Source organism: Citrobacter sp. C6_1, assembly GCF_014596835.2.
Classification (GTDB): Bacteria; Pseudomonadota; Gammaproteobacteria; order Enterobacterales; family Enterobacteriaceae; genus Citrobacter; species Citrobacter pasteurii.
The window spans coordinates 3,138,801-3,152,381 of the sequence record NZ_CP115031.1 but is presented as its reverse complement, the minus strand read 5'-3'; the positions used below and the strand labels follow the sequence as shown (position 1 = coordinate 3,152,381).

Annotated in this window: 15 protein-coding genes and 1 riboswitch; of the genes, 8 read left to right on the top strand and 7 right to left on the bottom strand. The window is 54.8% G+C overall.

From position 1 onward, the window contains the following. Positions 1–15: 15 nt before the first annotated feature. A riboswitch (molybdenum cofactor riboswitch) is annotated at positions 16–161 on the top strand. The 6 genes from moaA to IB196_RS15260 all read left to right on the top strand — a co-directional run bounded on the left by moaA (position 149) and on the right by IB196_RS15260 (position 3,599). Continuing rightward, positions 149–1,138 (top strand): GTP 3',8-cyclase MoaA, encoded by a 990-nt coding sequence (gene moaA / locus IB196_RS15285; RefSeq protein WP_149692113.1) that lies wholly within the window; start codon positions 149–151, stop codon positions 1,136–1,138. It overlaps the preceding riboswitch by 13 nt. 19 nt (positions 1,139–1,157) lie before the next feature. Beyond that, a complete protein-coding gene (gene moaB / locus IB196_RS15280) occupies positions 1,158–1,670 on the top strand; it encodes a molybdenum cofactor biosynthesis protein B (protein WP_005123739.1) in 513 nt (170 codons plus the stop codon). Between the two features lie 2 nt (positions 1,671–1,672). Beyond that, complete coding sequence (gene moaC / locus IB196_RS15275) at positions 1,673–2,158, top strand: cyclic pyranopterin monophosphate synthase MoaC (protein WP_005123737.1); 486 nt, start codon at positions 1,673–1,675, stop codon at positions 2,156–2,158. After that, positions 2,151–2,396 (top strand): molybdopterin synthase sulfur carrier subunit, encoded by a 246-nt coding sequence (moaD, locus tag IB196_RS15270; protein ID WP_005123735.1) that lies wholly within the window; start codon positions 2,151–2,153, stop codon positions 2,394–2,396. The genes moaC and moaD overlap by 8 nt, the downstream gene beginning before the upstream one ends. 1 nt (position 2,397) lies before the next feature. Continuing rightward, positions 2,398–2,850: a molybdopterin synthase catalytic subunit MoaE gene (gene moaE / locus IB196_RS15265; RefSeq protein ID WP_005123732.1), complete on the top strand. Its 453-nt coding sequence runs from the start codon at positions 2,398–2,400 to the stop codon at positions 2,848–2,850. A 44-nt stretch (positions 2,851–2,894) separates the two neighbouring features. Further along, positions 2,895–3,599, top strand: coding sequence for a Bax inhibitor-1/YccA family protein (locus tag IB196_RS15260; protein WP_040230421.1), 705 nt, complete (start codon positions 2,895–2,897; stop codon positions 3,597–3,599). Positions 3,600–3,755: 156 nt separating this feature from the next. On the opposite strand, the gene clsB is transcribed toward IB196_RS15260, so the two are convergent. Together clsB and IB196_RS15250 are read right to left on the bottom strand one after the other, a co-directional pair. Further along, positions 3,756–4,997: a cardiolipin synthase ClsB gene (gene clsB / locus IB196_RS15255; protein WP_005123729.1), complete on the bottom strand. Its 1,242-nt coding sequence runs from the start codon at positions 4,995–4,997 to the stop codon at positions 3,756–3,758. Continuing rightward, positions 4,994–5,755, bottom strand: a complete 762-nt coding sequence (locus tag IB196_RS15250) for an endonuclease/exonuclease/phosphatase family protein (RefSeq protein ID WP_188231814.1) — start codon at positions 5,753–5,755, stop codon at positions 4,994–4,996. The genes clsB and IB196_RS15250 overlap by 4 nt, the downstream gene beginning before the upstream one ends. A gap of 131 nt (positions 5,756–5,886) precedes the next feature. On the opposite strand from IB196_RS15250, the gene IB196_RS15245 reads away from it, so the two are divergent. Further along, a complete protein-coding gene (locus IB196_RS15245; RefSeq protein ID WP_003035203.1) occupies positions 5,887–6,297 on the top strand; it encodes a YbhQ family protein in 411 nt (136 codons plus the stop codon). Here IB196_RS15245 and IB196_RS15240 read toward each other — a convergent pair. The 5 genes from IB196_RS15240 to cecR form a co-directional block, all read right to left on the bottom strand. Further along, positions 6,259–7,365: an ABC transporter permease gene (locus IB196_RS15240; RefSeq protein WP_005123723.1), complete on the bottom strand. Its 1,107-nt coding sequence runs from the start codon at positions 7,363–7,365 to the stop codon at positions 6,259–6,261. The two genes, IB196_RS15245 and IB196_RS15240, sit on opposite strands and share 39 nt — an antisense overlap. Positions 7,366–7,480: 115 nt before the next feature. Then, positions 7,481–8,614 carry an ABC transporter permease gene (locus tag IB196_RS15235; RefSeq protein ID WP_182290743.1) on the bottom strand — a complete coding sequence of 378 codons (1,134 nt, stop codon included), beginning with the start codon at positions 8,612–8,614 and terminating at the stop codon, positions 7,481–7,483. Next, positions 8,607–10,343 carry an ATP-binding cassette domain-containing protein gene (locus IB196_RS15230; RefSeq protein WP_188231815.1) on the bottom strand — a complete coding sequence of 579 codons (1,737 nt, stop codon included), beginning with the start codon at positions 10,341–10,343 and terminating at the stop codon, positions 8,607–8,609. Before IB196_RS15230 ends, IB196_RS15235 begins: the two co-directional genes overlap by 8 nt. Then, complete coding sequence (gene hlyD, locus IB196_RS15225) at positions 10,336–11,331, bottom strand: secretion protein HlyD (protein ID WP_005123716.1); 996 nt, start codon at positions 11,329–11,331, stop codon at positions 10,336–10,338. The genes IB196_RS15230 and hlyD overlap by 8 nt, the downstream gene beginning before the upstream one ends. Next, a complete protein-coding gene (cecR, locus tag IB196_RS15220) occupies positions 11,328–12,005 on the bottom strand; it encodes a transcriptional regulator CecR (protein WP_040230429.1) in 678 nt (225 codons plus the stop codon). The genes hlyD and cecR overlap by 4 nt, the downstream gene beginning before the upstream one ends. Positions 12,006–12,226: 221 nt before the next feature. Between cecR and rhlE the strand changes: the two genes are divergently transcribed. Next, complete coding sequence (rhlE, locus tag IB196_RS15215; RefSeq protein WP_188231816.1) at positions 12,227–13,576, top strand: ATP-dependent RNA helicase RhlE; 1,350 nt, start codon at positions 12,227–12,229, stop codon at positions 13,574–13,576. Positions 13,577–13,581 lie beyond the last annotated feature (5 nt).

Below are 13,581 nucleotides of genomic sequence, written 5' to 3'. Positions count from 1 at the left end.
ATGTACTCGAAGTATGACGAGTATAAACACTCTAGCCTCTGCACCTGGGTCAAATGATACGGTGCTTTGGCCGTGACGATACGTGAATACGATTGTCACCAGGGCGCAGGAAGAAATGACTTCGCCTCCCGTATTTGGAAAGGTGTACATGGGCTCTCAACTTACCGATGCTTTCGCGCGTAAGTTTTACTACTTACGTTTGTCGATTACCGATGTGTGTAACTTCCGTTGCACCTACTGCCTGCCGGATGGCTATAAGCCCGGCGGGGTCACCAATAACGGCTTTTTAACCGTTGATGAAATTCGTCGCGTCACGCGCGCGTTCGCCAGTCTGGGAACGGAGAAAGTGCGTCTGACGGGGGGCGAACCGTCACTGCGTCGCGATTTTACCGACATTATCGCCGCCGTGCGTGAAAACGACGCCATCCGTCAGATTGCGGTGACCACCAATGGTTATCGTCTGGCGCGCGATGCCGCCGCCTGGCGCGATGCCGGGCTGACCGCGCTCAACGTGAGCGTCGACAGCCTGGATGCTCGTCAGTTTCACGCCATTACCGGACAGGACAAGTTTCAACAGGTGATGGCAGGCATTGACGCCGCCTTCGATGCCGGTTTTGAAAAAGTGAAAGTCAACACCGTGCTGATGCGCGACGTAAACCATCATCAACTGGACACCTTCCTCGCCTGGGTTCAACCACGGCCGATTCAGCTACGTTTTATTGAACTGATGGAAACGGGTGAGGGCAGCTCGCTCTTCCGCAAACACCATATCTCCGGGCAGGTACTGCGCGATGAACTGCTTAAACGCGGCTGGATCCACCAGTTACGCCAGCGCAGCGACGGCCCGGCTCAGGTTTTCTGTCATCCTGACTATGCCGGCGAAATTGGTCTGATCATGCCTTATGAGAAAGACTTCTGCGCCACCTGCAATCGCCTGCGTATTTCATCCGTCGGCAAACTTCATCTGTGTTTATTTGGTGAAGGCGGGGTGAACTTGCGTGATTTGCTGACCGACGACGCCCAGCAGGCTGCGCTTGAAGAACGTATCTCTGCCGCGTTGCTGGAGAAAAAGCAGACCCATTTCTTACATCAGAACAATACCGGTATTACGCAAAACTTATCTTACATTGGCGGCTGACCGCTAAAAGGAGTTTCTCATGAGTCAGGTAAGCGCTGAATTTATCCCGACACGCATTGCTATTCTTACTGTTTCCAACCGTCGTGGCGAAGAAGATGACACCTCCGGCCATTATCTGCGTGACTCGGCGCTGGAGGCGGGTCATCAGATTGTTGATAAGGCGATTGTCAAAGAGAACCGCTATGCGATTCGCGCTCAGGTTTCAGCCTGGATTGCCAGTGACGATGTGCAGGTGGTGCTCATTACCGGCGGCACTGGGTTAACCGAAGGCGATCAGGCGCCGGAAGCGCTGCTGCCGCTGTTTGACAGAGAAGTCGAAGGTTTCGGCGAAGTGTTCCGTATGCTCTCCTTTGAGGAGATTGGTACCGCGACGCTGCAATCCCGGGCGATTGCCGGAGTCGCCAATAAAACGCTGATTTTCGCCATGCCGGGGTCGACCAAAGCGTGTCGTACCGCCTGGGAAAATATCATTGCGCCGCAGCTTGATGCCCGTACGCGTCCGTGTAATTTCCACCCACATTTGAAGAAATAAGTATGTCGCAACTGACTCATATTAACGCCGCTGGCGAAGCGCATATGGTGGATGTCTCCGCCAAAGCGGAAACCGTACGTGAGGCGCGTGCTGAAGCATTCGTGACCATGCGTAGCGAAACGCTGGCGATGATTATCGATGGTAGTCATCATAAAGGTGATGTTTTCGCTACGGCGCGTATTGCGGGTATTCAGGCCGCCAAACGTACCTGGGATCTTATCCCGCTGTGTCATCCGCTGATGCTCAGCAAGGTGGAAGTCAATCTGCACGCCGAGCCGGAACATAGCCGCGTACGCATTGAAACGCTGTGTCGCCTGACCGGGAAAACCGGTGTCGAAATGGAAGCGTTAACGGCGGCTTCCGTTGCGGCGTTGACCATTTACGACATGTGCAAAGCAGTGCAAAAGGATATGGTGATTGGTCCGGTGCGCCTGCTGGCAAAAAGCGGCGGCAAGTCCGGAGATTTTAAGGTGGATGTGCATGATTAAGGTTCTTTTCTTTGCTCAGGTGCGAGAACTGGTCAACACCGATATGCTAGAGGTGACGGCTGAATTTCCAACGGTAGAAGCACTGCGCCAGCATCTTGCGGCAAAAAGCGATCGTTGGGCGTTGGCGCTGGAAGACGGCAAGCTGCTGGCGGCGGTAAACCAGACGCTGGTCGATTTTGACCATCCCCTTAACGCCGGGGACGAAGTGGCCTTCTTCCCACCGGTAACCGGAGGCTAAGATGGCTGAAACGCGAATTGTTGTTGGCCCTGCGCCGTTTCGCGTCGGGGATGAGTATCCCTGGCTTGCCGAGCGTGATGAAGACGGCGCGGTGGTCACTTTCACCGGTAAAGTCCGCAACCACAATCTCGGTGACAGCGTGCAGGCGTTAACGCTGGAACACTATCCAGGGATGACCGAAAAAGCGCTGGCGGAGATTGTCGACGAAGCGCGTTCGCGCTGGCCGTTGGGTCGTGTGACGGTGATTCATCGCATTGGCGAACTGTGGCCGGGTGACGAAATTGTTTTTGTTGGCGTGACCAGCGCGCATCGCAGCAGCGCGTTTGATGCCGGGCAGTTCATTATGGATTACCTGAAAACTCGCGCGCCATTCTGGAAGCGCGAGGCTACGCCGGAAGGTGAGCGCTGGGTTGATGCCCGCGACAGTGATAAGCTAGCAGCAAAACGCTGGTAGAGTAGTACACTTGTGTTAGGCTCAAACTGATTCAGGAGATTGTCATGGACCGATTCCCACGATCCGATTCTATTGTGCAGGCCCGTTCCGGCCTGCAAACCTACATGGCGCAGGTCTATGGCTGGATGACCTGCGGGCTGTTGCTGACGGCGTTTATCGCCTGGTATGCGGCGAATACGCCTGCGGTGATGATGTTTGTTTTCTCCAGCAAGATCACCTTCTTTGGGCTGATCATTGCGCAACTGGCGCTGGTATTTGTCCTGTCGGGAATGGTGCAAAAGCTCAGTGCTGGAATGGCAACGACGCTGTTCATGCTCTATTCGGCGTTAACCGGGTTGACGCTATCGAGTATTTTTATCGTTTATACCTACTCGTCTATCGCCAGCACCTTCGTGGTTACCGGCGGGATGTTCGGTATCATGAGCCTGTACGGATACACCACTAAACGCGATCTCAGCGGCTTTGGCAACATGCTGTTTATGGCGCTGATCGGTATTGTGCTGGCCTCGTTGGTTAACTTCTGGCTGAAGAGCGAAGCGCTGATGTGGGCGGTGACCTACATTGGGGTGATCGTATTTGTCGGTCTGACCGCCTATGACACGCAAAAGCTGAAAAATATCGGTGAGCAAATTGACCTGCGCGACAGTTCCAACCTGAGGAAATACGCCATTCTTGGGGCGTTAACGCTGTATCTGGATTTCATCAACCTGTTCCTGATGCTACTGCGTATCTTCGGCAATCGTCGTTAATTGTCTGTTGCCGGATGGCGCTGCGCTTATCCGACCTACCGCTTGGTATCGAAAGTAGGCCGGATAAGGCGTTACGCCGCATCCGGCACTATATACACCATCATTTCGCCATCGCCTTCTCGTTTTTACCCGCAGCTTTTTCGTCCGACTTCGCCATCAGGTTTTTCCTCCTGCATCTTCGGTTTGAATGCGATCTTGTGTTTCGATCGCAGGTTGTGCTGGCGGCTCCACTTCAGTCAGGCGCGGAGTGTGTGCCGGTAGCCAGCCGACCAGCGCCGGGAAGTGGCGTAAAAAGTGGAAGGCCAGCACGCTTTTGGTCAGGTTCCACCAGGTGCGTCTGGGTAACATTGATTCATCAACCCGCTGGCAGTCATCTGCAATAATTGGATTCAGGTTGTCGCGCAGGATCTGATTGAAAGCACGGTCATGAATAATGAGATTGGCTTCCAGATTCAGCGACAGGCTCAGTGGGTCGAGATTGCTGGAACCGACCGTTGCCCAGTGGTCATCCATCAGCGCCACTTTGCCGTGCAGAGGCCTACGGCGGTATTCATAAACATGGACGCCGCCTTTAACCAGATAGTTGTACAGCAGGCGGGCACCCACTTTTACAATCGGCATATCCGGTTCACCCTGGACGATGAGTTTTACCCGCACGCCGCGTCGTGCCGCTTTACGCAGGGCATGCAGCAGGCGATAGCCAGGAAAGAAATAGGCATTGGCGATGATCACTTCCCGCCGTGCCTGGGTCAGCATTTTCAGATAGTGGCGTTCAATATCATTACGATGTTCTTCGTTATCGCGCCAGACAAACAGTGCCTGTGCTTCGCCGGGGCGATGATTGTCGATGGCCCGATGATGACGTCGCCACCAGCGTCGTACAACACTCTGTCCGGGCAAGTTTTCCAGCACGAATTTCAGAATGTCAGCAACGACTGGACCTTCAACGCGGACGGCGTAATCCTGCTTGGCCTCCGGGCCGTAATCAGACATATGTTCAGCGGAATAATTGATGCCGCCGACAAAAGCAACGCGATCGTCAATGACCACAATTTTGCGATGCATACGGCGAAAGAGATTAGTGCGCATCCCGAACAGGCGCGGACGTGGATCGTAGTAGCGGAAGACAACGCCGGCTGCGGTCAGCTCCTCAACAAAACGGTCGCTAAGATCCGGTGAACCGTAGCCATCCAGCAGTACCTCAGCTTTTATTCCCCGCCGGGCGGCACCGAGCAACGCGGTATGCAGCTGTTTTCCGACCGCATCTTCAAACCAGATAAAGGTCTCGAGGATAATTTTTTGTTGTGCCTGTTCAATGGCGTCAAAAACGGCGGGATAGTATTGATCGCCGTTTTCCAGCAGTTGAATTTGATTGCCTTCACGCCAGCCATTTTTCATAACTGAATCTCCGCACTCAGGGGAGCATGATCGGACAAATGTCGCCAGTGATGCAGCGCCAGCGTTGTTGGGGTACTGGCATTCGCGTTTTTCACATAGATCCTGTCCAGACGCAGCAGGGGAAACTGCACCGGAAACGTGCGCGCCGGGCGACCGTGGGCGCGGGTAAAAATCTCGTCAAGTCCGGCTCTGGTTTTCAACGGGTGATTGGCCGTTTGCCGCCAGTCGTTGAAATCTCCAGCGATCACCACCGGCTCCGCGCCGGGCAGGGCATTGACCCAGTCAGCCAGCATCGCGAGCTGGGCCTGGCGGTGAGCTTCACGTAAACCGAGATGTACGCACATGACATGAATGGGGTGAGAGAGCATTGGCGGCGCGATACGGCAGTAAAGCACCCCGCGCTTTTCACTCGCGTCGATCGACACATCGCGATTCTCATCATGCTCAATGGGATACCGCGACAGCACCGCATTACCGTGATGCCCCTGCGGGTACACAGCGTTACGCCCGTAGGCGAAGTCGCTCCACATTGTGTCCGCCAGAAATTCGTAATGGGGAGTATCCGGCCAGTTCTCAATGCGCAATGAGTGAGCTTCGTGCGCACCCATCACTTCTTGCAGGCACACAATATCTGCGCCAACTGCCCTGACGGCATCCCGCAGCTCGGGCAAAATAAAGCGTCTGTTAAAGGCGGTGAACCCTTTGTGAGTATTAATGGTGAGCACATTGAATGAAAATTGAACTCCCGATCCGCTCATGAGCCTCCCATTGGCGTCACTTCCTAAATAAAATAGTGTAGTCATCGTCACAAAAAGATGCAGTGTTGCGGAATTTTCCGTAAAGTCCGGTACTCTGAACAATTAGTTGAAAATCCTTCAGGAGAAAAGCCATGAGGTGGCAACAACGTGTTCGTGTCGCAACAGGTCTAAGTTGCTGGCAGATTGTGTTGCATTTACTGGTAGTGGCGTTGCTGGTAATGGGCTGGATGAGCGGCACGCTGGTGCGCGTCGGCCTGGGATTATGCGTCGTTTACGGCGTAACGGTTTTATTAATGCTGGCCTTGCAACGTCACCATGAACAACGCTGGCGCGACGTAGCGGATGTGCTGGAAGAACTCACCACCACGTGGTATTTCGGTGCTGCGATGATCGTGCTGTGGTTACTGTCGCGCGTGCTGCAAAACAACGTCTTGCTGGCACTGGCGGGGCTGGTGATCCTGGCCGGACCCGCCGTGGTCTCGCTGTTGGCGAAAGACAAAAAGCTACATCACCTTACGTCTAAACATCGCATACGCCGCTGAGCCGGTAGTGGCCGCTATCACCAACAGCGGCCACAAACTTTCCCAGACAATCTGCAGACTCGCATCCTTCAGGTAAATCTGTTTCGTAATGTCCGTAAAATGGCGGATTGGGTTTATCCACGTCAGATTCTGTAACCACACCGGCATATTTTCGACCGGCGAGACGTAGCCTGAGAGCAAAATCGCCGGCATCATAAACACAAACACGCCGATAAACGCTTGCTGCTGAGTGGCGCACAGCGATGAAATCAGCAGACCAAACCCGACCAACGACAGTCCGTAAATCACCATCGTGAAATAGAACAGCCCCAGTGAACCGGCAAATGGAATGTCATAAGCCCAGATGCCGATCGCCAGCACAATGGTGGCCTGAAAGGTGGCTACAATCAGCGCGGGAACTGCTTTGCCGATGAAAATCTGCCAGGTGGTAAGCGGGGAGACCAGTAGCTGATCCAGCGTGCCTTGTTCGCGCTCACGGGCAACCGACAGCGAGGTGACGATCATTACGCCGATAGTGGTGATCATGGCGATCAGCGACGGCACCACGAACCATTTATAATCCAGATTCGGGTTATACCAGTTACGCACGACCAGCTCGCTGTTGTTCGGTTTCGGCTTGCCGTCCATCAGCTCCAACTGATACGTCTTAACGATCTGCTGCAGGTAATTGGCGGCAATTTGCGCGCTGTTGGAGTTACGCCCGTCGAGGATAATCTGCATGGGAGCCTGCTGGAAGGTGTCCAGGTTGCGCGAAAAATTGGCCGGGAAGCGCACCAGCAGCAAGGCTTTTTGTGTGTCGATAGTCGGCTTAATCTCCTCTGGGCTTTTCAGCAGCAGAACATGCGTAAAGGCACTGGCGCGGGCGAAGCGTTGGGTTAACTCCACCGAATGTTTACCGTTGTCTTCGTTATAGATAGCGATCGTGGCGTTGGTCACTTCCAGCGTCGCCGCGAACGGGAACAGGATCACCTGAATCAGCACCGGTAAAATCAGAATGGCTCGCGTCTGCGGTTCGCGTAACAGCGATTGCAGCTCTTTGCGAATTAACGTCCATAAGCGATGAAACATGCCCGTCCTCTCAGTCCAGTTTGTAGGCCTGATAAGCCAAGCGCATCAGGCATAATGCCGGATGGCGGCGCGAACGCCTTATCCGGCCTACGGCTACAATTATCCATATACATATTTAATCCAGCCGACGTTTGGTTTTAAGCCACGTCAGGCCAATAAACATTACCGCCGAAGCGATTAAAAACAGCACGTTGACAATTAGCACCACAGGAATATTTCCCGCCAGAAACAGGCTTTGCAGGGTGCTGACAAAATAACGCGCCGGAATAATGTAGGTTACCGCCCGGATAATCGCGGGCATGCTGTCTATCTGGAAGATAAAACCTGACAGCATAATCGAGGGCAGGAAAGCGGCGTTCAGCGCGACCTGCGCGGCGTTAAACTGGTTGCGGGTGATAGTCGAAATCAACAGACCCATGCCGAGCGTACTCAGCAGAAACAGACTGGTAATGAAAAACAGGATCAGCAACGAACCGCGATAGGGCACGCCAAGAATAAACACCGACACCAGCATACACAGCAGCATCGCCAGCATGCCCAGAAAGTAATACGGGATCAGTTTGCATAGCAGCAGTTCGACGCGGGTGACTTCCGTAGACAGCAGCGCTTCCATGGTTCCGCGTTCCCATTCACGCGCCACCACTAATGAGGTGAGGATCGCGCCAATGACCGTCATTATGATGGTTACCGCTCCGGGAATAATAAAATGCTGGCTGATGGCCGCCGGGTTAAACCAGTAACGGGTCTGTACGTCGATCAAGGGCTCGAACGATTCCCCACGATCTTCCGCCCGCTGTTGCTGCCAAATCTGCCAGATGCCTTCGACATAACCCTGCACAAAGTTGGCGGTATTGGGTTCACTACCGTCGGTGATCACCTGGATCGGTGCCACGTCGTTTGGTCGCGCCATCTGCTGGGCAAAATCCACCGGGATCACCACCAGCCCGCGAATGCGCCCGGCCTGCATTTTCTCAATCAATTCCTGACGGTTATCGCTGATGGTGGCGTCAATATACGGCGAGCCGGTCATTGTATGGGTAAAATCCAGTGCCTCTTCGCTTTGCTGTTCGAGCAAAATCCCTACCCGTAACTTGCTGGAGTCGAGGTTGATCCCGTAGCCGAAGATAAACAGCAGCAGCAGCGGGATCACCACTGCAATCAGCCAACTGCTGGGATCGCGGACGATCTGGCGGGTCTCTTTCACGCACAGCGCGCGTACGCGACGCCAGGAGAGAGCGGAATTACTCATGTGCGTGCACCTTATCCCAGTCATTGATTAGCGTGATAAACGCCTGTTCCATCGTCGGATCCGGCGTGTCGTTGTCGGCAGCCTGAGCTTTCAGGTCGTCCGGCGTACCGCTGGCAATTAGTTTGCCGCGATACACCAGCCCGATGCGATCGCAGTACTCCGCCTCATCCATAAAGTGGGTGGTCACCATCACCGTGACGCCTTTTTCCACCATGCTGTTGATATGCAGCCAGAACTCCCGACGGGTGAGGGGATCGACCCCGGAAGTGGGTTCATCGAGGAACAGGATATCGGGTTCATGCATCAGCGAGCAGGCCAGCGCCAGGCGCTGCTTAAAGCCCAGCGGCAGTTCGTCGGTGGCGTGAGACGCGATGCTCTTCAGACCGAATGCCTCGCTCATACGATCGATTTTCTCCTTCTGTGCCCGACCGCGCAGGCCATAGACGCCGGAGAAAAAGCGCAGATTCTGTTCAACGGTCAGGTTGCCGTACAGCGAGAATTTCTGCGCCATATAGCCCAGATGCTGGCGCGCTTTGCCGGAGCTGACTTTCAGATCCATATCCAGCACCAGCGCTTTGCCGGAGGTGGGAACCAGCAGGCCGCACATCATTTTAAAGGTCGTAGATTTACCCGCGCCGTTAGGCCCTAGCAGGCCAAAAATCTCGCCGCGCTGAACGGCAAAGTCTACGTGGTCAGTCGCGGCAAAATCGCCAAATTTCTTGGTTAGTGCTTTGGCTTCGATCACCGTTTCACCTGGCGTTCCTTCCACGGTATGCAGGATCGCGCCCAGCGGGGACTCCGATGTTCCGGCACCACCCAGTAAATCAATGAAGGCATCCTCGAAGCGGGGAGTCGTTTCGCTGATGTTAATCTCTGGCATGCCGTCTGCCCGACGAATATCGTCCGCAGTGGCTGCTTTTTTCAGGATTAAACGGACGGATTTCCCCTGAATCATCCCATCGCTCACCTGCGGCAGTTTTAAGGCGCGTTGCAGCAGCCGGCGGTTATTTTCCTGCGGACTGCTCATCAGGAAGCTGCGACCCGCCATGGTTTGCGTCAGTTGAGTGGGATCGCCCTGGTACAACAGTTCACCTTCGTTCATCAGCAACACATCGCGGCACTGCTCTGCCTCATCCAGATACGAAGTGCTCCAGAGGATCAACATGCCATCCCCCGCCAGTTCGTGCACCATTTGCCACAGTTCGCGACGGGAGATGGGGTCGACACCGACACCCGGTTCATCCAGCAGCAACACTTTGGGTTCGCCGACCAGCGTACAGGCCAGCCCGAGCTTCTGTTTCATGCCGCCGGAAAGTTTGCCGGCCAGTCGTCCGGTAAATGGCCCCAGCGAGGTAAACTCCAGTAACCGGGCAAAGGTTTTTTCTCGCGCTTCACCGGTGACGCTGCGTAAATCAGCATAGAGATTGAGGTTCTCCATGACGGTCAAATCTTCATACAGACCAAATTTCTGCGGCATATAGCCCAGCACCGCATGCAGCGCGCTGTCGTCCTTGATGGGATCGAAGCCAATTACTGCAGCACTTCCGGCATCGGGTTTTAACAATCCCGCCAGCATGCGCATCAACGTGGTTTTCCCCGCGCCGTCCGGCCCGACAAGTCCGGTCACGTAGCCTGCATGTACGGTGCAGTCGAGCGGGGCAACGGCCGGTTTTTCCATTCCGGCAAAGTTTTTTGTCAGCCCTTTGAGCGTAATGACGGCATCATTCATGCCGTGCCTCGTCACTGAATTTGATCGTTACCGGCATTCCCTGGCGCAGCGCATCGTCCGCGTCGGTCACCACAATACGCAGGCGATACACCAGATCGGTGCGCAGGTCAGGAGTCTCAACCGTTTTCGGCGTAAACTCGGCAGTAGGCGACACGAAGCCGATTTTGCCGTGATACGGTTTGTCCGGACGGCCATCGGTGTAGAGCAGGATTTCACGTCCCGGCTGCGCCTGGCTCAGATTCCGCTCATCTACGTAGGCGCGAACCCAAACCGGACGCGTAAGCGACAGCGTCAACACCGTGCCGCCTTCGTTCAGCATGCTGCCTGGCTCTACCGCACGGGTGAGTAGCGTGCCGTCAGACGGGGAGATTAGCGTGGTGTCATGTAAATTGAGTTCTGCCTGCGCAAGCTGGGCCTGAGCTTGTTCGAGCGTGGCTTTCGCCTGTTCGATGTCCTGCACACGATTACCGCTGCGATATTGGGTGAGTTTGTCCTGTGCGGATTTCAACGAGGCTTGCGCCTGATCGCGTGATGAACGGGCGTTTTCCAGGTCGTTAGCGGAGATAGTGCGGCTTTTCCACAATCCTACCTGTCGATTATAAAAGTTCTGTGCGTAATCATAGGCGGCCTGCGCCTGTTTGACGGCCGCTGCCGCTTGGGCGATCTCTTCAGCGCGATACCCGGCCAGCATCAGATCGTATTGCGCCTGCGCGGCGGCAACATTGGCTTTCGCCTGCATTAACGCGTTTTCATACGGGGCGTGATCCAGTTCACCCAGCACCTGACCGGCTGTAATAGCATCGCCTTCGTCAACCGCCAGTGAGGCCAGCCTGCCGCCAACGCGAAAACTCAGGTTGACGCTACGGATATCGACATTGCCGTACAACGTCAGGCCGTTATCTTGTCGACTTTGATACCACCACGTTCCACCGGCAATCACGGCAACGAGGGCCGCGATAACCAGCCCGAGCACGACAGGTTTTTTCATGACTCCAGACTCCTTTGCGTTAAGCCTTGTAGGATAAGATCGATGTGACAGGTGATCGTTTGGTCAATCAGCGCGGTTTTATCTTCATCAAATTGTGACCAACCCGTACGCAACAGAATGGTTTCTTTCCCCAGACGAAAGGCCAGCACCTCGCCGAGTATGGCGTGGGTATGCAGAATCATTTGGGTATCATTGGCATCGCCGCCGGTATAAGCAGCAATCAGGCGCGTTAAGTGTGTATGCAGCGGATTGATAACCTGGTCGTGCACCAGTTGATAAGCCGCGGTGGGTGAAAGCTGTTCACGCGAGATAAATTTGCTCAGGTTTACGGTGTCGTCCTGGGTGAGCAACATGATCATATTTTTGCAGGCGCGCAGGATTAATTCGCGCATCGCGCCACGATCCGGCTCTGGCTGGGCAAACAGACGCTCGGCTTCTTCAGCGTGTGGGCGAAACTTTGAGCCGATAAAATCCGCAATCCACTGGGCGCAGGCGAGATATAAATCCTCTTTTGAGCCAAAATAGTAGGTGATAGCCGCGATATTTTGCCCGGCCTGTGCGGCGATATCGCGCGTTGTGGCGTGCAGACCATACTCGCCAAACTGCGCCAGCGCGGCGGCAATGAGCTGATTTTTCGCCTGTTCACCTTTGGTTGTCATGGTGGGTGTATTCATGGCACGACTCTGATCTTAATCAATCGATTGATTAAGATTATGACTGATGTGCAACCTTGTCCAGTCCGGACCGTTATTTTCCTTCGCAGGGATAATTTATGCGGCACATCACAAAAACTGCTACACTCCGCCCCTTCATGACATTGTGGTTTTTGTCATCTCTATTGTATGTATCTCCCTGAAAACGACACCGGTAACGGTCAGGGCGATTCGGAGTTGTTATGTCTTTTGATTCCCTTGGTTTAAACCCTGAAATTTTACGTGCCGTTGCCGAACAGGGTTACCGTGAACCTACCCCTATTCAGCAGCAGGCGATCCCTGCCGTGCTGGAAGGCCGCGATCTGATGGCCAGCGCCCAGACCGGTACGGGGAAAACGGCAGGTTTTACCCTGCCGTTGTTGCAGCACCTGATTACCCATCAGCCGCATGGTAAAAGCCGTCGCCCGGTGCGTGCGCTGATCCTCACGCCAACCCGCGAACTGGCGGCTCAGATTGGCGAAAACGTACGTGATTACAGTAAGTATCTGAACATCCGCTCGCTGGTGGTCTTCGGCGGCGTCAGTATCAACCCGCAGATGATGAAACTGCGCGGCGGCGTGGATGTGCTGATTGCCACGCCTGGTCGTTTGCTCGATCTGGAACACCAGAATGCGGTGAAACTGGATCAGGTTGAGATCCTGGTACTGGATGAAGCTGACCGCATGCTGGATATGGGTTTTATTCACGACATTCGTCGCGTTCTGGCGAAGCTGCCGGCAAAACGCCAGAACCTGTTGTTCTCAGCAACGTTCTCTGACGATATTAAGTCGCTGGCCGAAAAGCTGCTGCACAATCCGCTGGAAATTGAAGTGGCGCGTCGTAATACCGCGTCAGAGCAGGTGACTCAGCACGTTCATTTCGTGGATAAAAAACGTAAACGTGAGCTGTTGTCGCAGATGATAGGTCAAGGCAACTGGCAGCAGGTGCTGGTGTTTACCCGTACCAAACACGGTGCGAATCATCTGGCTGAACAGCTGAATAAAGACGGTATCCGCAGCGCGGCGATCCACGGTAACAAATCTCAGGGAGCGCGTACCCGCGCGCTGGCCGATTTTAAATCCGGTGATATTCGCGTGCTGGTGGCGACGGATATTGCCGCGCGTGGCCTGGACATTGAAGAGTTGCCGCACGTGGTGAACTACGAGCTGCCAAACGTCCCGGAAGATTATGTGCACCGTATTGGTCGTACCGGGCGTGCCGCCGCTACCGGCGAAGCGTTGTCTCTGGTGTGCGTCGATGAACACAAGTTGTTGCGTGACATCGAGAAGCTGCTGAAAAAAGAGATCCCGCGTATTACAACGCCAGGCTACGAGCCGGACCCCTCCATCAAAGCCGAGCCGATCCAGAACGGTCGCCAGCAGCGTGGTGGTGGCGGTGGCGGTCGCGGTCAGGGTGGCGCAGGGCGTGGTCAGCAGCCGCGTCGTCAGGATGGCGGTGCGCCAAAAGCGAAACCGCGTAGCGGCGAAGGCAAACCGGCAGGCGATAAGCCTCGTCCACCGCGCCGTCCGCGCAAACCGTCTTCCGCCCAGTAATTCAC